The following is an 18,323-nucleotide window of genomic DNA, read 5'->3' as shown; positions in this document are numbered from 1 at the left end:
GGTCGTCGAGCGTGCTCCAACATTAGCCCTCGGTCCGTGGGCGCTCGGGTCCGGCCCCCTCGCCCGCGTCGGGACGGGCGCCGCCCGCCTCGGTGGGGTCGTCCCCGCCGTCGAGCGCGTCCCACAGGTCGCGCTCGGAGGCCGGCTCCGCGGCGGTGTCGTCGAAGACGCGCTGCTCCAGTTCGGCGCGGCGCGCGGCGGGCGAGACGTACTTCGATCCCATGCCGCCGCCCCGCAGCCCGCGCATGAGCAGCACCGCCGCGCCGACCGCGAGGAGGGCGCCGAGGATCGCGACCCACGGGCCCGCCGTCGTCGGGTCGACCTGGGAGATGTAGTCCTTGTTGCCCATGACGGCGGTGCCGGCGTCGCCGCCGCCCGGGGCGTCGCGCAGAATCTTCTCGAGGTAGCCGATGTCGGGTTCCTGCGTCAGCACCGTGACCGCCGGGTAGGCGGCGCCGATCGCGGCGACCGCGACGATGACGGCGACGACCCCGCGGGCCCAGTTCTTCAGCGCCAGCGCCGCGGCGATCGCCGCGAGGAAGACCAGCCACAGCGCCGAGAGCGCGGGTGCCCAGGTGTTCCCGGCGACCTCCATGGTCCGCTCGGGCGAGAGCCCGTCGGCGATGGTCACCCCCATCCACGACATCCGTCCCGAGCCCCACACCGCGCCCGCAGCCGCGGCGAGCAGGACCGAGGCGATCGCGAGGTTCCGCTTGCCGTTCATCGTGCCTCCTCCGCCACGCCGCGCAGGGTGTTCGCCGCGGCGACGGCCTTCAGCGCGGCCAATGCCTTGTTCCGCGACTCGTTGAACTCGTACTCCCCGACCGAGTCGGCGACGACGCCGCCGCCGGCCTGGACGTAGGCGGTGCCGTCCTTGAGCACGGCGGTCCGGATGGCGATCGCGGTGTCGGCGTCGCCGGCGAAGTCGAGGTAGCCGACGATGCCGCCGTAGAGCCCGCGGCGGGTGATCTCGGCCTCGTCGATGAGCTCCATCGCGCGCACCTTCGGCGCCCCGGTGAGGGTGCCGGCGGGGAAGCACGCGGCCACCGCGTCGAGCGCCTGCTTACCGGGCGCGAGATCGCCGGAGACCGTCGACACCAGGTGCATCACGTGGCTGTAGCGCTCGATGCGCCGGTAGTCCGTGACCCGGACGGTCCCCGGCGTGCACACCCGGCCGAGATCGTTGCGGCCGAGATCGACGAGCATCAGGTGCTCGCTGTTCTCCTTCTCGTCGGCCTGTAGGTCCTTCTCCAGTAGCAGGTCCTCCTCCGGGGACGCGCCGCGCCAGCGGGTGCCGGCGATCGGGTGCGTCGTGGCGGTCCCGTCGGCGACGGTGACCAGCGCCTCGGGGCTGGAGCCGACGATGGAGAAGGCGACGGAGCCGTCGGGCGCGGGCACCTGCACGAGGTACATGTACGGGCTGGGGTTCGAGGCCCGCAGTACCCGGTAGACGTCGATCGGGTCCGCGTCGGACGGCACGGAGAAGCGCTGGCTCGGCACCACCTGGAAGGCCTCACCGGCCTCGATGTCGCCGACCAGCTTCTCGACGATCGCGCTGTACTCCTCGACGGTCCGCTGGGCGGTGTACTCCGGCTCGGGCCGGGTGAAGGACGCGACCGACGAGGCGAGGGGCGCGGCCAGCGCGGCCTCCATCGCGTCGAGCCGCGCGACGGCGTCCGCGTAGGCCTCGTCCACCCGGTCGGCGGAGCCGTCCCAGTTCACCGCGTTGGCGATGAGGGTGATCGTCCCCTCGTGGTGGTCGATCGCGGCGAGGTCCGTCGCGAGCAGCCACACCATCTCCGGCAGGTGCAGGTCGTCGACGGTGGTGTCCGGCAGCCGCTCCAGGCGCCGCACCGCGTCGTAGGCGAGGTAGCCGACCATGCCGCCGTTGAGCGGCGGCAGCCCTTCGATCCGCTCCGAGCTCAGCAGCCGCAGCACCTCGCCCAGGGCCTCGAGCGGGTCGCCGCCCGACGGTGCGCCGGCGGGCGCCTTCCCGATCCAGGTGGCGGCTCCGTCGACGACGGTGAGCGCGGCGGGCGCGGGCGCGCCGACGAAGGACCACCGGCTCCACGACTGGCCCGCGGCGGCGGACTCGAGGAGGAACGTGCCGGGGCGCCCGCCGGCGAGCTTGCGGTAGGCCGACAGCGGGGTCTCGGCATCGGCGAGCACCGTACGGATGACCGGCACCACGCGGTGCCGGTCCGCGAGCGCGCGGAACTCGTCCAGGCTGGTGGTCGCGCCGTCGGGCTGCAGGTTCGGCTGCTGTGCGGTACTCATCGCCTGCCATTATCCCAGCGCCGGTAGGTTCGTGGTCATGCGCATCGGCCAGCAGGCCCCGGACTTCGCCCTTCCCGACCGCACCGGCACCGTCCGCACCCTCTCCGAGCTCCGCGGCGACGGCCGCGCGGCGGTCTTCTTCTACCTCACGGCGGGCCTGCCGGTGTGCGTCGCGGAGGTCGGACGATTCCGCGACGCGGGCGAGGAGTTCGACCGCCGCGGCACGGCCCGGATCGGGATCAGCATGGACCCGCTGGTGCGCACACAGGCCTTCGCGGACGTCATGGAGCCGGGCTTCCCGCTGCTCACCGACGCCGACGGAGCGGTCGCCGCCGAGTACGACGTCAAACGGGGCAAGTTCGCGATGGCGCCGGTACGCCGACAGACCTTCCTCATCGACGCCGACGGGACCGTGCTGCACATCGTGGTGGGCGAGCTGCGGGCGGTGGCGCACGTCGAGGAGACGCTGGCCTTCCTCCGCACGCTCAGCGGCTGACGGTCACTCCCGGCCGAGCAGCAGGTCCCCGTCGAAGCAGGAGTGCGTGCCGGTGTGGCACGCGGGCCCGGTCTGCCGGACGGTGAGCAGGACGGTGTCGCCGTCACAGTCGAGACGCACGTCGAGCACCTCCTGCACGTGCCCCGAGGTCTCGCCCTTCACCCACAGCTGCTGCCGCGACCGCGAGTAGTACGTGCCCCTGCGGGTGGCGAGCGTGTTCGCGAGGGCCTCGTCGTTCATCCAGGCCATCATGAGGACGTCGCCGGTGCCCTCCTCCTGGGCGATCGCGGCCACGAGGCCGTCGGCGTTGCGCTTGAGCCGGGCCGCGATGCCCTGATCGAGTCCCGTCACCGTCGCACCACCAGTCCGTGTCCCGCCATCTCGTCCTTGACCTGCCCGATCGTCATGTCCCCGAAATGGAAGACGCTCGCAGCGAGCACGGCGTCGGCGCCCGCCTCCACGGCCGGCGCGAAGTGCTCGACGACGCCCGCGCCGCCTGAGGCGATGACCGGGATGTGCACCGCCGCGCGGGCCGCGGCGATCATCCGCAGGTCGAAGCCGGCCTTGGTGCCGTCGGCGTCCATGGAGTTGAGGAGGATCTCCCCCACACCGAGTTCCTCACCGCGACGGGCCCATTCGATGGCGTCGATGCCGGTGCCCTTGCGGCCGCCGTGCGTGGTGACCTCCCAGCCCGACGGTGTCGGCTCGTCGCCGTCCGGCACGGTGCGGGCGTCGACGGAGAGCACGATGCACTGGCTGCCGAACCGGTTCGAGAGCTCGCGGAGCAGCTCGGGGCGGACGATCGCGGCGGTGTTCACGGAGACCTTGTCGGCGCCGGCGCGGAGCAGGGTGTCGACGTCCTCGACAGAGCGGACGCCGCCGCCGACGGTGAGCGGGATGAAGACCTGCTCGGCGGTGCGGCGCACCACCTCCAGCATGGTGCCGCGGCCGGAGCTCGACGCGGTGACGTCGAGGAAGGTCAGCTCGTCGGCGCCCTGCGCGTCGTACGCGGCGGCCAGCTCGACGGGATCGCCCGCGTCGCGCAGGTTCTGGAAGTTGACGCCCTTGACGACGCGCCCGTCGTCGACGTCCAGGCACGGGATCACGCGCACGGCCACCGTCATCGGATCGGCCTCCTTCGAATCTCTCTAGTAGCTCAGGGTTCCGGAGTGCCCGGGTTCGCCGCGGTAGTCCGACGGTGCGCCGACCGACCGCACGATGGCAAGCAGCTCGTCGTAGACGCCGGGGGCGCCCGCGAGCACGGAGTCGGAGCCGACGTGCCAGTCCTCGCCGGACAGGTCGGTCACCCGGCCGCCGGCCGCGATGACCAGCGCCGCGCCGGCGGCGTTGTCCCACGCGTGGTGGCCGAAGACAACGGCGCCGCCCAGCGCGCCCGAGGCGGTGTAGGCGAGGTCGACGCCCGTCGAGCCGAACTGCCGCACGCGGGCGACGCGGCGCGAGACCTCGCCGAGGATCGCGTAGCGGTAGTCGCCGGGGAAGTGCCCGTTGCTGCCGCGGCTGAAGCTGCCGACGGCGATCATGGCGTCGTCCAGGCCGGCGTGGCCGAGCGGCGGCAGTTCCTCGCCGCGGTTGCGGACGGGGCCCGCGACGTGGCCGGCGAAAGCGTCGCCGACGAGCGGGAACCACGCGAGGCCGGCGACCGGCTTACCGTCGTGCAGCAGGCCGAGCAGGGTGCCGGTGGCCGGGTAGCCGGCGGAGTAGTTGAAGGTGCCGTCGATGGGGTCGAGGACCCAGACGGTGCCCTCGTCGACGGCGGGCCCGCCGTACTCCTCGCCGTGCACCGGGATGCCGGTGGCCTCGGCGACGGCCGCGGTGATGCGCCGCTCGAGCTCGAGGTCGAGATCGGTGGCGAAGTCGGCCGGGCCCTTCGCGACGGACGCGGGCGCGCCGACGCCCTCGATGAAGCGGGGTGCGACGACGTCGAGCGCCTCGCTCGCCAGGGCGAGGAGCCGGTCGGGATCGGCCGTGAAACCGGCGGGAAGGGCGGCCACTAGCGCGACACCGCGGCGAGCGCCTCGGGGAGGGTGAACCGCCCGGCGTAGAGGGCCTTGCCGATGATCGCGGAATCCACACCCTGCTCGACGAGGGTGGCGATCGCGGTCAGGTCCTCGAGCGCCGAGATGCCGCCGGAGGCGACGACGGGCGCGTCCGTGGCGGCGGCCACGGCGGCGAGGAGGTCGAGATTCGGGCCGGTGAGGGTGCCGTCCTTCGAGACGTCGGTGACGACGTAGCGGCTGCAGCCGTCGTTGTTCAGCCGCTCGAGGACCTCCCACAGGTCGCCGCCGTCGGTGACCCAGCCGCGGCCGCGCAGCCGCCACTGGCCGTCGAGCTGTTTGACGTCGAGGCCGACGGCGATCTTGTCGCCGTAACGGGCGATCGCGCTGGCGCACCACTCCGGGTTCTCGATGGCCGCGGTGCCGAGGTTCACGCGGGCACAGCCCGTCGCGAGCGCCGCCGCGAGGGAGTCGTCGTCGCGGATGCCGCCCGACAGCTCGACCTTGACGTCCAGCTCGCCGATCACGCCGGCGAGGAGCTCGCGGTTGCTGCCCTTGCCGAAGGCGGCGTCGAGGTCGACGAGGTGCACCCACTCCGCCCCGTCGTTCTGCCAGGCGAGGGCGGCGTCGCGCGGCGACCCGTAGGCCGTCTCGCTGCCGGCCTCCCCCTGCACCAGGCGCACGGCCCGGCCCTCGGCGACATCGACTGCGGGAAGAAGTACCAGACTCACGCGACCAGCCTAGTGCGTCGTGTCATCCGACTTTCCGGGCTCCCGGTCCTGCTGGTCCTCGACGGCGCGCCCGACGATGCGGTTCGAGACGATCCCCATCGCGGCGACCGCCCCCACGAGGCCGACGGCGACGATGAGCAGGCTCACCCACGGGCTCGGACGCAGCACGTTGAGCAGGATGACCACGACGGCCAGCACAGCGACCGCCGCGCCGAGCGAGAACAGCGCGAGCCGCCCGAGCGAGAGGCCCCGTCGGCCGCTCACAGCGTGTCCACCCAGTTCTTCAGCAGCACCGCGCCCGCGTCTCCGCTCTTCTCCGGGTGGAACTGCGTGGCCCACAGCGGCCCGTTCTCGACGGCGGCGACGAACCGGCCTCCGTGGTCGGCCCAGGTGACCTTCGGGGCGCGGATGTGGTCGGCGATGTCCAGCTCCCACGTCTGGGCGGCGTAGGAGTGCACGAAGTAGTAGCGGGTGTCGGCGTCGGTACCCGCGAACAGCTTCGAGCCCTCGGCCACCTCGACGGTGTTCCACCCCATGTGCGGCACGACCTCCGCCTGCAGGCGTTCGACGGTGCCGGGCCACTCCCCGCAGCCCTCGGTCTCGACGCCGAACTCGATCCCCTTCTCGAAGAGGATCTGCATGCCCACGCAGATGCCCATGACCGGCCGGCCGCCCGCGAGCCGCTCGCCGATGATCCGGTCGCCCTGCACCGCTTTGAGGCCCGCCATGCACGCCTCGTAGGCGCCGACGCCCGGCACGAGGAGGCCGTCGGCGGCGAGGGCGGTCTTCGCGTCCGCGGTCACGGTGACCTCGGCCCCGGCGCGCTCCATCGCGCGATGCGCCGACCGGATGTTGCCGGAGCCGTAGTCGAGGATCGCCACCTTCTTCATGCTCCCCAGCCTAATCGGCCCCGCAGAGGCGGTGCATCGCAGTATTACGCTTGCCGCATGGGGGTCTTCGACAGGGCGGACGAGGGCAGCGAGGAGGCGCGGGCCTATCGCGCCGAACTCGCGGCGGAGAACGACCGCCTTGCAGTGAAGGTACTGCCGGTTCTGCTGGTCATGATGGGCATCGTCGCCACCTGGGGTGCGATCACCCTGGGCGCTGACGTCGCGCGGGGGTCCGGCGGAGCGGTGCGCTGTGAGGGCCGGAGCATGGGGCCGGCCGACACCTGCTGGATGGTGCTCTCGGAGGCGGGCTCGGCGTTCGACCTGTACGCGCCCGCCGGTGCGCCCGCCTCCCGCTTCGAAGCCCAACGTGCCGCACGCCAGCGCGGGATCTCAGCCGATCCGTCCCCGTATGACTACGCAGGGACACGGATGGTCCGCAAGCAGGAGCACTCGAACGACGTCGTCGGCACCGTACTCTGCGCCGTCTTCGGGGCCACGGCCTTCATTGCGGCCTACTACATCCGCCGGGGCGCCCGAGTCGAGCCTCGGAACGCGGAGCCCGCGACGCAGCCGGGACCGCAGACGTGACGATCCGCTCGGAGCCGTCGGCAGATGCGCTGCGACGCTGCATCGTCCACGGGACGGAACCTGTCTCGGCCATAGCGATGGCAGGGCTGCGGTCGCTCACCAGCCCACTGCTCACCGACGACCCCGACGACCCGACGCGGGTCCGGGCGCTGTTCACGTGGCGCCCTGCTCCCGACGACCCGACCGGGGGCGCGTACCTCTGGGTGAACCGTCTCACCGACAAGCGGCACGTCGCCCTCGGAATGATGCGGCGCCGGGCCGCGAGCGACCTCTGGTTCGCCGAGCTCGCGGTGCCGCGCGACGTGCTGGCCACCTACCGCGTGCTCCCGTTGCGCGCCGCGGGCCACGCAGGGCCCGAGATCCCACCCCCGCGCGAGCTGCTCCGCCGCGCACGCATCGACCCGCACAACGCTGCGGCGCTGGCCGGCTCGCCGTTCGGATCGCTCCTGGCCGGGCCGGACGCACCCCGGCTCGACGCCTGGACCGCGCCCGCGGCCGCGACGTCCACGGCGCTCGACCGCACCATCGACCTGGGCCCGGAGCCCCTCCGGTACCGACTGTCCGCACCGTCCGGCCCAGGGTCGATGGAACTGCTCATCGCCTTCGACGCCGACGCGTGGCTCGACCGGTTCCGCCTGCCCGACGTCCTCGCCGCCTCGGGCCGACGGTGCGCCGTGCTCGGCATCGACTCCCCCGCCGACCCCGCGGAGCGGCTCCGGTTCCTCGGCGCCCATGACGAGCTGTTCGCGGCGATCACGGACGAGATCCTTCCCGCTGCGCTACAACGCCTGGACTCCCCGGGCAGGGTGACGATCGCCGGGCAGAGCCTCGGCGGCCTGGCCGCACTCGCGTTCGCGGCGCGGCACCCCGGGCTCGTCGACGAGGTACTCGCGTACTCCCCCTCCGTCTGGTGGCGCCCCGGCCTCACGGGCCGGCCCGCGGACGTCGCGGCGCGACAGGACTGGATCCACGACCTGATCGCCGCCTGCCCGTCCCGAGCGTTCTCGATCCGGTTGGCGTCCGGGGCCTTCGAGGAGGAACTCACCCCCGCAGTCGCCGACCTCGCGACCACCGCCGACCGCGCGGGCCACGACGTGGAGCACACCGTCTACTCCGGCGGACACGACGAGGCCCAATGGGCGGCACTTCTGCTCGAACACCTGGCGGGCGCACCGTAGTACTACGGGATCAGGATGAACTTCCCGATCGGGTGCGCGGCCTTCAGCTCGGTGTGCGCCCGCGCGGCGTCGTCGAGCGGGAACGTCTTGGCGACCGCGTTCACCAGCTTTCCCTCGCCTGCGAGGTCCAGCAGCGGGCCGCGGGCCTCGTCGCGAATGCGGGCACTGTCCGGGTCGGGCCCGCCGATCGCGAGGAAGCCGTCCTGCACTGCGCGGCCGAATCCCGCGATGGTGACGATCCGCTTCCGGTCGGCGACGAGGTCGAGCGAGACGTCCGCCGCCTCGTCGGTGCCGACGGTGTCGATGGCCGCGCTCACGCCGTCCGGCGCCAGCGCGCGCACTCGGTCCGCGAGCCCGTCGCCGTATTCGACGGGGGTAGCACCGAGGCCACGCAGGTACTCGTGATTGGCGGCCCGTGCGGTGCCGATCACGGTGGCGCCGCGGAGCCGCGCGAGTTGCACCGCCAGCAACCCGACCCCGCCGGCTGCGCCGTGGATCAGCACGGTGTCGCCGGCGGCGACGCCGATGCGCTCGACGGCGTCCCACGCGGTCGCGCCCGTGAGCAGCAGCCCGGCGGCGTCCTCCCAGCCCAGGCCCGCGGGCTTCGGGAGCACCGCCTGGGCCGACTGGATCGCCGAGGAGGCGTAGACGCCGTCTCCCCGGTAGACGACGACCTCGTCGCCGACGGAGATCGGGCCGCGCGGTCCGACGGCGTCGGGACCGACTGCGGTCACCACCCCCGCACCCTCGCTCCCGACGGTCTGCGGCAGCGTGGACGGATCGTCGCCGAACGCTCCGCTATAGAGCTTGTAGTCGATGGGGTTGACGCCGATCGCCCGGAACTCGACGACCACCTCGCCCGGCCCCGGGGCGGGCAGCTCCCGCTCGATCACCTCGAGGACCTCCGGCCCTCCGAACGCCTGTGCCACCACTACTTTCGCCATGCCCTGCACAACTGCGCAGCGCCGGGATCCATTCCGGTTCGGCTCACCGGGACGGAAAGTCCGTTGCCGCCTGGAGACCACGCTCCGTACTCGACCGCATGACGACGGCGATCGTGCCGGCCGCGGCGTTCTTCGACGCCGAGGTCCCGTTCGACCCGCGCGGAAACATCACCGGACACTTCCTCGCGCTCCGCGACTTCTCCGCGGCGGCGTCGGCGCGGCGTCCGGCCGTCATCGAGTGGCTCGACTGATCGTCAGATCTCGCGGGCGCCGATCAGGGCGTCGGAGATGATGCCGGTGGCCCGCTGCAGGGCGGGGATCGCGCGGTCGACGAAGTCGGCGCTGAGCCGCGAGACCGGGCCCGAGATGCCCACGGCCATCGGGGTCGGGGCGCCGGGCACCGCCATGGCGTAGCAGCGAACCCCCACCTCCTGCTCCTCGTCGTCGATCGAGTAGCCGCGGGCACGGATCTTCTCCACCTCGGCGAAGACGCCGGACAACGTACTGACGCTGTTCGCGGTCGGCGCGGGAATACCGGCCTGCCCGACGAGCTTGACGATGCGCGCGTCGTCGAGCTCGGCGAGCACCGCCTTGCCGACGCCACTGTTGTGCAGGTTGACCCGGCGACCGGCCTCGTTGTTGGTGCGCATGCTGTGCTGCGAAGGAACCTGTCCCGTGTAGATGACCATGTCGCCGTCGAGGACCGCGAGGCTCGCGGTCTCCTCGAGCTCGTCGACCAGCGCCTGGAGCACGGGCACGGCCACGGCACCGAGCTGCCGGTTCGCGACCTCACCGAGCCGGATCAGCCGGGGCCCGAGTGCATAGCGCCGATTGGGCAGCTGCCGGACGTAGCCGATACCCACGAGCGTGCGGAGTAGGCGGTGGATCGTGGGTGGAGGGAGCGGCGTGCCCGCGGACAGTTCGCTCAGCGAGCACTCGCCGCCGGCGCGCCCCATGAGCTCGAGCAACTCGAAAGCGCGCTCCACAGATTGCACACCGGAGGTGGACTTCCCCGCCATGATCGCCTCCCCGAACGTCTGATCGTTTGCTGTTCCAATCCCGACGGTACGCTCACAATTCCATCCTGCGTTCCGTATTGCGGTATTGATTTCGATCCACTGCGGACAAGGCAGCTGAACCACGCCTGCTGACCGAAAGTCATCCGCCACGATACGGAACAGCTCTCGGAGCCTCGGCTCGCGTAGATGCCCCCTCGATCCACCGGTCTCGTCCGGCAAGTGTTGTCGCCCGGCGGAAGTCGGCGAGAATCGCGCAGAACTTCTGCTTGACAGCCCCCAGGCCGCATGCTTCACTCAACGTGATCGGAATCACATTTCCGATGGGCGGAACGCAAATCTGCGGAGCCCCACGCGATCGCCACCACGCGTCGCCTTCGATCAGCCCCACTTCGCCGCCGCTCCCCGGAGCGCCTGAACGCGACGGGCCCCGCCCGGCGTTTCGGACCGAGAGGACCACCATGACCAGCCAGCAAGAACAGAACGGGGCCGACGAACGCGTCGAGAGCCCGGCGAGTTCGCAGTTCCTGGACCGCTTCTTCGAGATCACCCGCCGCGGCTCGACGATCCCCCGGGAGATCCGGGGCGGCCTCGTCACCTTCGTGGCGATGGCCTACATCGTCGTACTGAACCCCCTGATCCTGAGCAGCTCGTCCGATGCGCTCGAGGGCAAGCTCGGATTCGTCCAGGTCACCGCCGTAACGGGCCTGACGGCGGGCGTCATCACGATCCTCTTCGGCCTGGTCGCGCGCCTCCCCTTCGCGCTCGCCGCCGGCCTCGGCATGAACTCCTTCCTCGCGGTCGCGGTCGTCAAGGACGTCACGTGGCCGGAGGCGATGGGCCTGGTGATCATCAACGGCGTGATCATCGTCGTACTCGGCGCCACAGGCATCCGGACGGCGATCTTCCGGGCGGTCCCGGCCGAGCTCAAGACCGCGATCACGGTGGGCATCGGCCTGTTCATCGCCTTCATCGGGTTCGTGAACTCGGGTTTCGTCACGCGCACCCCGGCCGGCCCGCCGGTCCAGCTCGGCCACGACGGCTCGATCGAAACGCTTCCCACCGCGATCTTCATCTTCGCCCTGCTGCTGATCGCCGTGCTCATCGCCCGCCGCGTCCCCGGAGCCATCCTCATCGGTATGGTCGTCGCGACCCTCGCCGCGATCGTCGTGCAGCACTTCGCCAAGCTCGGCACCGTCGGCGACCCGACGCACCCCGACCCGAAGGGCTGGAACCTCAGCGCTCCTGAGCTGCCCAGCCAGATCGTCGCGCTGCCCGACTTCAGCCTCGTCGGACAGTTCGACCTGTTCGGGGCGTTCGAGCGGGTCGGTGCGCTGGCGGCCACGATGCTGGTGTTCACGCTGGTCTTCACCAACTTCTTCGACGCCATGGGCTCGATGACCGGCCTCGCCCGCCAGGCCGGCGTCGGCCAGCCCGACGGGACCTTCCCCCGCATCCGGTCCGCCTTCGTCATCGAGGGCATGGGCGCGGTCGCCGGCGGCGCGACGTCCGGCTCGTCGAACACCGTCTTCGTCGACTCGGCGTCCGGCATCGCGGAGGGCGCGCGCACCGGCCTGGCCGCCTGCGTGACCGGCGTGCTGTTCCTGGGATCGATGTTCTTCGCGCCGCTCATCGGCGTGATCCCGATGGAGGTCGGCGCGGCGGCCCTGGTGGTGGTCGGATCGATGATGGTGGCACAGATCCGGGAGATCGATTTCACCCATTTCTCGGTGGCCCTGCCCGCCTTCCTCACCATCGTCACCATGCCGCTGACCTACTCGATCGCCAACGGCATCGGTGTCGGCTTCATCACGTGGGCCCTCCTGAGCCTCCTCAGCGGTCGCGGTCAGAAGGCGCACTGGCTACTGTGGGCGGTCTCGATCGGATTCATCCTCTACTTCGTCCGAGGACCGATCACCGCGTTGATCGGCGGCTGACCTGCAACGACGCAGGGCCGAGCCGGAACGGCTCCCGCATCACACTCCGTGATGCGGAAAGAAGATTCCGAAAAGCTCTTCCCGATGTGACCCCCGTCACCTATCATGAAATGCACTGGATCGTGTTCGCATGGAAAACCAGCGGTCCAGCTCAGCCTCGCAAACCATGCCTGTCGGAACCGCATGCCGCGGTTCAGTAGGGATGCAGCGGTGACCGAAACGCTGACCGGATGTCATGTGACCGTGAACGGTCGATCCCGACCCTTCACCGGCCCGGCACACACGAGTGCCCTCGATTGGCTTCGCGACCAGGGCCTTACCGGCGCGAAGGAGGGCTGCGCCGAGGGTGAGTGCGGCGCCTGCTCGATCCTCGTGGCCCGCCCCGGCGACGCCGACTCCCCGGCCGACCGCACACGCTGGACCGCGATCAACGCCTGCCTCACCCCCGCAGCCGCCCTCGCCGACCAGGAGGTGATCACCTCCGAAGGACTCGGCGCGCCGGACGACCTGCACCCGGTCCAGACCGCCATGGCGCTCCGCGGCGGATCGCAATGCGGCTACTGCACGCCCGGCTTCATCTGCAGCATGGCGGCCGAGTACTACCGGCCCGACCGGGCCGCGGCCGACGCACCGGAAACCGGAAGCGACGCCTGCCCCGCCCACGACGAGGAGCACGGCCCCAACGGCTTCGACCTGCACTCTCTCTCCGGCAACCTGTGCCGCTGCACGGGTTACCGGCCGATCCGGGACGCCGCCTACGGCCTGCCCGCGGAACCCGCGGCCGACGATCCACTCGCCGCCCGACGTGCTGCAGCAGCCCCCGCCGCCGCCCCGACCGTGGTCGACGGTCCGCAGGGACGGTTCGTCCGGCCCGCCGGACTCGGCGAAGTCCTCGACCTGCTCGCCGGCGAGGACTCCCCCGTCCTCGTCGCCGGATCCACCGACTTCGGCGTCGACGTCAACCTCAAGGGACGGCGCGAGCCCCTCGTGGTCGCCATCGACCGCCTGCCCGAGCTCCGCGAGTTGCGCTGGGAGGAGGACGAACTCGAGATCGGCGCGGCGCTGACGCTGTCCGAGATCGAACGCCGCCTCGGTGGGCGCGTCCCCCTGTTGGCCCAGGTCTTCCCGCAGTTCGCGTCCCGGCTGATCCGCAACGCCGCGACGCTGGGCGGCAACCTCGGGACCGGCTCGCCGATCGGCGACACCCCGCCCGCGCTCCTCGCACTCGAGGCCCGCCTCGTCCTGGCCTCGCGCGACGGCGAGCGCACGGTCCCGCTCGCGGACTACTTCACCGGCTACCGCGCGACGGTGCGCCGCCCCGACGAGCTCATCAAGGCGGTCCGGATCCCTCTGCCGCTGAGCCCGCTCACCGCGTTCCACAAGATCGCCAAGCGCCGCTTCGACGACATCTCCAGCGTCGCGGTCGCCTTCGCGCTGACCGTGGACGCCGGCACGGTCACCCGCGCCGCCATCGGGCTCGGCGGCGTGGCGGCGACCCCGCTCCGTGCGACCGCGACCGAGCAGGCACTCGTCGGGCGCCCCTGGTCCGAGGACACCGTGCGCGCCGCCGCCGAGGTGCTGCGCGCGGAGGGCACCCCGATGGACGATCACCGGGCCTCCGGGCGCTACCGGGTGGCCATGCTGGGCCGCTCGCTCGAGAAGCTCCACGCCGAGACCACGGCCCGAGAGGAGCTGTCATGAGCCACCTGTCCGAGCGCCCCGCGAACCCCGTCGTCGGGCTCGACGTCCCGCACGAGAGCGCGGCCCTGCACGTGAGCGGTGCCGCCCTCTACACGGACGATCTCGTCGGCCGCACGCCCGGCGCACTGCATGCGCACCCCGTCCAGGCCGAGTGCGCCCACGCCCGGATCCTCTCGATCGACACCGCTCCCGCGCTGCGGGTACCGGGCGTCGTCCGCGTCCTGACCGCCGCCGACGTCCCCGGCGTGAACGACGCCGGCGTCAAGCACGACGAGCCGCTGTTCCCCGAGGACGAGGTGATGTTCTTCGGGCACGCGGTGTGCTGGGTGCTCGGCGAGACGCTGGAGGCGGCCCGACTGGGCGCCGCGGCGGTGAAGCTCGAGCTCGAGCCGCTCCCCTCTCTCATCTCGCTGGGCGACGCCATCAGGGCGGAGAGCTTCCACGGTGCCCGTCCCACGGTCCGACGCGGCGACCTCGACGCCGGCTTCGCCGACGCGGTGCACGTGTACACCGGCGAGTTCGAGTTCGCGGGCCAGGAGCACTTCTACCTGGAGACTCACGCCTCCCTGGCCCAGGTCGACGAGAGCGGCCAGATCTTCGTCCAGTCCAGCACCCAGCACCCGTCGGAGACGCAGGACATCGTGGCGCACGTGCTGGGCCTGCCCAGCAATGCCGTGACGGTGCAGTGCCTGCGGATGGGCGGCGCGTTCGGCGGCAAGGAGATGCAGCCGCACGGCTTCGCCGCCATCGCCGCACTCGGCGCCACACTCACGGGTCGGCCGGTGCGCTTGCGGCTGGACCGCACGCAGGACATGACCATGTCGGGCAAGCGGCACGGCTTCCACGCCACCTGGCGGGTCGGCTTCGACGCGGCCGGCCTCATCACCGCCCTCGAATCCACCCTCACGGCGGACGGCGGCTGGAGCCTCGACCTCTCCGAGCCGGTGCTCGCTCGCGCGCTGTGCCACATCGACAACGCCTACTGGATCCCCAACATCGCGGTGCACGGACGGATCGCGAAGTGCCACAAGACCTCGCAGACCGCGTTCCGCGGCTTCGGCGGGCCGCAGGGCATGCTCGTCATCGAGGACATCCTCGGCACCTGCGCCCCGCGCCTCGGCCTGTCCGCGCGGGAACTCCGGCGCCGCAACTTCTACGGCGACGACCAGACGACGCCGTACGGCCAGCCCGTCCGCCACGCCGACCGCGTCCGGACCGCGTGGGAGCAGGTCATCACCACCGGCGAGGTCGAGGCCCGCGAGGCGGAGATCGCCGCGTTCAACGCGACGCACCCGAACGTCAAGCGCGCCCTCGCCCTGACTCCGGTCAAGTTCGGGATCTCCTTCAACCTCACCGCCTTCAACCAGGCCGGCGCCCTCGTGCTGGTCTACAAGGACGGCTCCATCCTGATCAATCACGGCGGCACCGAGATGGGGCAGGGGCTGCACACCAAAATGCTGCAGGTCGCCGCGACCACGCTCGGCGTCCCCCTGTCGCGCGTCCGCCTGGCTCCGACGCGGACGGACAAGGTGCCCAACACCTCCGCCACCGCCGCGAGCTCCGGCGCCGACCTCAACGGCGGCGCGGTGAAGAACGCGTGCGAGCAGATCCGCGACCGCCTCGCCGGCGTCGCCGCGTCACTCATCGGCACGAATCCCTCCGACGTGCGGTTCAGCGAGGGGACCATCAGCGGGCTCGGCGCCTCCGCGCAGAAGCTCAGCTGGGAGGAGGTCGTGCACGCCGCCTACTTCCAGCGGGTGCAGCTCTCCGCCTCCGGCTACTACCGGACGGAGGGACTGCACTGGGACGCCAAGGCGATGCAGGGCGTGCCCTTCAAGTACTTCGCCTACGGGGTGGCGGCGAGCGAGGTCGAGGTCGACGGGTTCACCGGCGCGTACCGCCTGCGCCGCGTGGACATCGTCCACGACGTGGGCGACTCCCTCTCGCCGATGATCGACATCGGCCAGATCGAGGGCGGGTTCGTGCAGGGCGCCGGCTGGCTCACGCTGGAGGATCTGCGCTGGGACGAGAGCGACCGCCCCACCCGCGGCCGCCTGCTCACACAGTCGGCGAGCACGTACAAGCTGCCGAGCTTCTCCGAGATGCCACCCGACTTCCGGGTCTCGCTGCTGGACAAGGCGCACGAGGACGGTGCCGTCTACGGCTCGAAGGCCGTCGGCGAGCCCCCGCTCATGCTCGCCTTCTCCGTCCGCGAGGCGCTGCGCCAGGCGGCGGCCGCGTTCGGCCCGCCCGGGACCGCCGTGGAGCTGGCCTCCCCTGCGACGCCGGAGGCGGTGTACTGGGCGGTCGAGGCCGCGCGTTCCGCCGGTCCCGAGCGGAACGGTCACCGTCGGACCCCCGTCCCGGCGGCCGGAACCGCCTCCGCGGCGCCGGCCCCCGCGCCTCTCGGCTGAGCCCGCCATGACCTGGCTGGGCGACGCCGCCCGCCTGCGTCGGCAACGCGTCTCCGCGGTCCTGATCACTCAGATCGGGGTCCGCGGGCACGCTCCGCGCGAGGCGGGCGCCAAGATGATCGCCACCGCCGACGGCGAATTCGGCACGATCGGCGGCGGCAATCTCGAACTGACGGCGATCGACCGGGCCCGGGAGATGCTCCGGGACGCGGTCGCGACGCCCGAGACGCTCACGTTGCGCCTCAACGACAAGGCCCGCAATCAACACGGGCGCCAATGCTGTGGAGGCGAGGTGGTTCTCCTGTTCGAGCCGCTCCCGGTGGTACCGGCGGTCGCGATCTTCGGGGTGGGCCACGTCGGCCTCGAACTCGCGCGGATCCTGTCCCGCCACGACGTCGAGCTGTACCTGACGGATTCGCGCCCCGAGCAGATCGAGGCCGCCGGCGCCCTGGAGCCCGGTGAGGCCACCGTGCACCTGCGGCACTCGATGCTGCCCGAGGAGGTCCTCGAGGATCTGCCCGCGGGCTGCCACGTGCTGATCATGACCCACGATCACGCCGAGGACTTCAGCCTGTGCGACCAGGTCCTGCGGACGCCGGGCCTGGGCAGCGTCGGCCTCATCGGCTCCGCCGCGAAGTGGACCCGCTTCCGCGCCATGCTCGCCGACACCGGACACGACGCCGCGACCATCGACACCATCCAATCCCCCATCGGGCTGAGCGCCCTGGGCGGCAAACATCCGGCGACCATCGCCGTGAGCGTCGCCGCCGACCTGCTCGTCCGGTTCCCCTCAGCCGTTCAAGGAGACCCCGCATGATCATCTACCGCGCCCAGGTGCTCGACACGCCCGAAAGTCCCTTCGCCGGAGGCACTCTCCGCTCCGCCGACGATGCCGGCCTCGCGGTCCAGGACGGGAAGATCGTCGATCGGGGCGACTTCCGGACCATCGCCGACAACTACCCCGAGGCGGAGGTCGTCGACGTCCGCGACGGCGTCCTCCTCCCCGGCTTCGTGGACACCCACGTCCACTACCCGCAGGTCCGCGCCATCGGCGGCCTCGGGATGCCGCTCCTGGACTGGCTCGACCAGTGCGCGCTCCCCGAGGAGTGCAAGCTCGAGGATCCGGAGTACGCCCGCACCATCGCCGGCGAATTCCTTGCGGGCCTCACCGCCGCGGGAACCACCACTGCGCTGGTCTTCGGCTCGCACTTCGCCGATGCGGTGGACGCCCTCTTCGCCGAGGCCGATCGGGTCGGGGTGCGCGTCACCGCGGGACTCGTCACCAGCGACCACAACCTGCCCGAGCCGCTGCTCAGCACGCCGGAACGGACGTACGACGAGGGCCGCAAGCTCGCGGAGCGCTGGCACGGGCACCGTCGACTGCGATACGCGGTCACGCCCCGGTTCTCGTACTCCACCACGCCCGCTATGCTCGCCAGCGGGGCCGCGCTCATGCAGGACGTCCCGGGCCTGTGGTTCACCTCCCACATCAACGAGAACCCCGCCGAGATCGCCGCCGTGATCGAGCAGTTCCCCGGATCGCCGAACTACCTCGACACCTACCACCGCCACGGGCTCATCCACGAGCGCTCGGTGTTGGCGCACAACGCGCATCCGACCGATCCCGAGCTCGCGCTGCTGGCGAGCGCGGGCGCCGCGGTGGCGCACTGCCCGACGTCCAACTCGGCTCTCGCCAGCGGATCGTTCCCACTGCGGCGCCACCTCGAACACGGCGTCCAGGTGGCCCTCGGCTCGGACGTGGGCGCGGGCAGCGGCTTCTCCCTGTTCAAGGAGGGACTGCAGGCGTACTTCATGCAGCAGCTCCTGATGTCCGACGGGGTGCCGCTCACCGCCGCCCACCTGCTGTACCTCGCCACCCGGGCGGGCGCGAGCGCGCTCGGCCTGGACGACGTCGGCGACCTCTCGACAGGGAGCCAGTTCGACGCCATCCTGGTGCGCCCCCACAACGGCCAACCGCTCGACGTGTGCCTGCGGCACGCGGCCTCGGCGGAGAACGCCCTCGCGAAGATCTTCTCCCTGGCCACCCCCGCGGACGTCGCGCGCGTGTGGATCGGCGGGGACGAGGTCGCGGCCTAGGGCGAAGCGGTCGGACGACGTCGCGAATATCCTTGTGCG

General features: G+C 71.7%; 19 protein-coding genes. 9 read left to right on the top strand and 10 right to left on the bottom strand.

What is annotated here, in order from left to right:
- Positions 1–22 precede the first annotated feature (22 nt).
- Positions 23–724 (bottom strand): TIGR02234 family membrane protein, encoded by a 702-nt coding sequence (locus LB823_RS02030; protein WP_224645093.1) that lies wholly within the window; start codon positions 722–724, stop codon positions 23–25.
- Positions 721–2,277, bottom strand: coding sequence for an anthranilate synthase component I (locus LB823_RS02025; RefSeq protein WP_224645092.1), 1,557 nt, complete (start codon positions 2,275–2,277; stop codon positions 721–723). The genes LB823_RS02030 and LB823_RS02025 overlap by 4 nt, the downstream gene beginning before the upstream one ends.
- A 37-nt stretch (positions 2,278–2,314) precedes the next feature.
- Between LB823_RS02025 and LB823_RS02020 the strand changes: the two genes are divergently transcribed.
- Complete coding sequence (locus LB823_RS02020; protein WP_224645091.1) at positions 2,315–2,773, top strand: peroxiredoxin; 459 nt, start codon at positions 2,315–2,317, stop codon at positions 2,771–2,773.
- A gap of 3 nt (positions 2,774–2,776) precedes the next feature.
- Here LB823_RS02020 and hisI read toward each other — a convergent pair whose 3' ends face one another.
- The 6 genes from hisI to hisH are packed head-to-tail and all read right to left on the bottom strand — an operon-like array spanning position 2,777 to position 6,409.
- On the bottom strand, positions 2,777–3,124 hold the full coding sequence (gene hisI / locus LB823_RS02015; protein WP_224645090.1) for a phosphoribosyl-AMP cyclohydrolase: 348 nt from the start codon (positions 3,122–3,124) through the stop codon (positions 2,777–2,779).
- On the bottom strand, positions 3,121–3,897 hold the full coding sequence (hisF, locus tag LB823_RS02010; RefSeq protein WP_224645089.1) for an imidazole glycerol phosphate synthase subunit HisF: 777 nt from the start codon (positions 3,895–3,897) through the stop codon (positions 3,121–3,123). The genes hisI and hisF overlap by 4 nt, the downstream gene beginning before the upstream one ends.
- Before the next feature lie 24 nt (positions 3,898–3,921).
- A complete protein-coding gene (locus LB823_RS02005) occupies positions 3,922–4,785 on the bottom strand; it encodes an inositol monophosphatase (protein ID WP_224645088.1) in 864 nt (287 codons plus the stop codon).
- The gene (gene priA, locus LB823_RS02000) at positions 4,785–5,519 is read right to left on the bottom strand and encodes a bifunctional 1-(5-phosphoribosyl)-5-((5-phosphoribosylamino)methylideneamino)imidazole-4-carboxamide isomerase/phosphoribosylanthranilate isomerase PriA (RefSeq protein ID WP_224645087.1); all 735 of its coding nucleotides are present in this window, start codon (positions 5,517–5,519) and stop codon (positions 4,785–4,787) included. The genes LB823_RS02005 and priA overlap by 1 nt, the downstream gene beginning before the upstream one ends.
- 9 nt (positions 5,520–5,528) lie before the next feature.
- On the bottom strand, positions 5,529–5,783 hold the full coding sequence (locus LB823_RS01995; RefSeq protein WP_224645086.1) for a hypothetical protein: 255 nt from the start codon (positions 5,781–5,783) through the stop codon (positions 5,529–5,531).
- On the bottom strand, positions 5,780–6,409 hold the full coding sequence (hisH, locus tag LB823_RS01990; protein ID WP_224645085.1) for an imidazole glycerol phosphate synthase subunit HisH: 630 nt from the start codon (positions 6,407–6,409) through the stop codon (positions 5,780–5,782). Before hisH ends, LB823_RS01995 begins: the two co-directional genes overlap by 4 nt.
- A 57-nt stretch (positions 6,410–6,466) precedes the next feature.
- Here hisH and LB823_RS01985 point away from each other — a divergent pair, with 57 nt between their 5' ends.
- On the top strand, positions 6,467–6,997 hold the full coding sequence (locus LB823_RS01985; RefSeq protein ID WP_224645084.1) for a hypothetical protein: 531 nt from the start codon (positions 6,467–6,469) through the stop codon (positions 6,995–6,997).
- Positions 6,998–7,074: 77 nt separating this feature from the next.
- Complete coding sequence (locus LB823_RS01980) at positions 7,075–8,175, top strand: alpha/beta hydrolase-fold protein (protein WP_224645083.1); 1,101 nt, start codon at positions 7,075–7,077, stop codon at positions 8,173–8,175.
- 2 nt (positions 8,176–8,177) lie between these two features.
- Here the strand turns inward: LB823_RS01980 and LB823_RS01975 are convergent, their stop codons facing one another.
- Complete coding sequence (locus LB823_RS01975; protein ID WP_224645082.1) at positions 8,178–9,119, bottom strand: NADP-dependent oxidoreductase; 942 nt, start codon at positions 9,117–9,119, stop codon at positions 8,178–8,180.
- 98 nt (positions 9,120–9,217) lie between these two features.
- Between LB823_RS01975 and LB823_RS01970 the strand changes: the two genes are divergently transcribed.
- Complete coding sequence (locus LB823_RS01970; protein WP_224645081.1) at positions 9,218–9,370, top strand: hypothetical protein; 153 nt, start codon at positions 9,218–9,220, stop codon at positions 9,368–9,370.
- Between the two features lie 3 nt (positions 9,371–9,373).
- Here the strand turns inward: LB823_RS01970 and LB823_RS01965 are convergent, their stop codons facing one another.
- Positions 9,374–10,138 (bottom strand): IclR family transcriptional regulator, encoded by a 765-nt coding sequence (locus tag LB823_RS01965; protein WP_224645080.1) that lies wholly within the window; start codon positions 10,136–10,138, stop codon positions 9,374–9,376.
- Between the two features lie 458 nt (positions 10,139–10,596).
- Between LB823_RS01965 and LB823_RS01960 the strand changes: the two genes are divergently transcribed.
- The 5 genes from LB823_RS01960 to guaD all read left to right on the top strand — a co-directional run bounded on the left by LB823_RS01960 (position 10,597) and on the right by guaD (position 18,284).
- Complete coding sequence (locus LB823_RS01960; RefSeq protein WP_224645079.1) at positions 10,597–12,072, top strand: NCS2 family permease; 1,476 nt, start codon at positions 10,597–10,599, stop codon at positions 12,070–12,072.
- 243 nt (positions 12,073–12,315) lie between these two features.
- Positions 12,316–13,773 carry an FAD binding domain-containing protein gene (locus LB823_RS01955; RefSeq protein WP_308011412.1) on the top strand — a complete coding sequence of 486 codons (1,458 nt, stop codon included), beginning with the start codon at positions 12,316–12,318 and terminating at the stop codon, positions 13,771–13,773.
- Positions 13,770–16,187, top strand: coding sequence for a xanthine dehydrogenase molybdopterin binding subunit (gene xdhB / locus LB823_RS01950; RefSeq protein WP_224645077.1), 2,418 nt, complete (start codon positions 13,770–13,772; stop codon positions 16,185–16,187). Before LB823_RS01955 ends, xdhB begins: the two co-directional genes overlap by 4 nt.
- Before the next feature lie 7 nt (positions 16,188–16,194).
- On the top strand, positions 16,195–17,004 hold the full coding sequence (gene xdhC / locus LB823_RS01945) for a xanthine dehydrogenase accessory protein XdhC (RefSeq protein WP_224645076.1): 810 nt from the start codon (positions 16,195–16,197) through the stop codon (positions 17,002–17,004).
- Positions 17,001–18,284, top strand: coding sequence for a guanine deaminase (gene guaD, locus LB823_RS01940; RefSeq protein ID WP_224645075.1), 1,284 nt, complete (start codon positions 17,001–17,003; stop codon positions 18,282–18,284). Before xdhC ends, guaD begins: the two co-directional genes overlap by 4 nt.
- Positions 18,285–18,323: the final 39 nt, after the last annotated feature.

The sequence above is a fragment of the Tsukamurella sp. M9C genome, assembly GCF_020169415.1.
Classification (GTDB): Bacteria; Actinomycetota; Actinomycetes; order Mycobacteriales; family Mycobacteriaceae; genus Tsukamurella.
This window is presented reverse-complemented; position numbering and strand designations above follow the sequence as displayed.

Coding starts and splice junctions, on each gene's coding strand:
- LB823_RS02030 (WP_224645093.1), bottom strand. CDS start 724: ATGAACGGCAAGCGGAACCTCGCGATCGCCTCGGTCCTGCTCGCCGCG.
- LB823_RS02025 (WP_224645092.1), bottom strand. CDS start 2,277: ATGAGTACCGCACAGCAGCCGAACCTGCAGCCCGACGGCGCGACCACC.
- LB823_RS02020 (WP_224645091.1), top strand. CDS start 2,315: ATGCGCATCGGCCAGCAGGCCCCGGACTTCGCCCTTCCCGACCGCACC.
- hisF (WP_224645089.1), bottom strand. CDS start 3,897: ATGACGGTGGCCGTGCGCGTGATCCCGTGCCTGGACGTCGACGACGGG.
- hisH (WP_224645085.1), bottom strand. CDS start 6,409: ATGAAGAAGGTGGCGATCCTCGACTACGGCTCCGGCAACATCCGGTCG.
- LB823_RS01985 (WP_224645084.1), top strand. CDS start 6,467: ATGGGGGTCTTCGACAGGGCGGACGAGGGCAGCGAGGAGGCGCGGGCC.
- LB823_RS01980 (WP_224645083.1), top strand. CDS start 7,075: ATGGCAGGGCTGCGGTCGCTCACCAGCCCACTGCTCACCGACGACCCC.
- LB823_RS01975 (WP_224645082.1), bottom strand. CDS start 9,119: ATGGCGAAAGTAGTGGTGGCACAGGCGTTCGGAGGGCCGGAGGTCCTC.
- LB823_RS01970 (WP_224645081.1), top strand. CDS start 9,218: ATGACGACGGCGATCGTGCCGGCCGCGGCGTTCTTCGACGCCGAGGTC.
- LB823_RS01965 (WP_224645080.1), bottom strand. CDS start 10,138: ATGGCGGGGAAGTCCACCTCCGGTGTGCAATCTGTGGAGCGCGCTTTC.
- LB823_RS01960 (WP_224645079.1), top strand. CDS start 10,597: ATGACCAGCCAGCAAGAACAGAACGGGGCCGACGAACGCGTCGAGAGC.
- xdhB (WP_224645077.1), top strand. CDS start 13,770: ATGAGCCACCTGTCCGAGCGCCCCGCGAACCCCGTCGTCGGGCTCGAC.
- xdhC (WP_224645076.1), top strand. CDS start 16,195: ATGACCTGGCTGGGCGACGCCGCCCGCCTGCGTCGGCAACGCGTCTCC.
- guaD (WP_224645075.1), top strand. CDS start 17,001: ATGATCATCTACCGCGCCCAGGTGCTCGACACGCCCGAAAGTCCCTTC.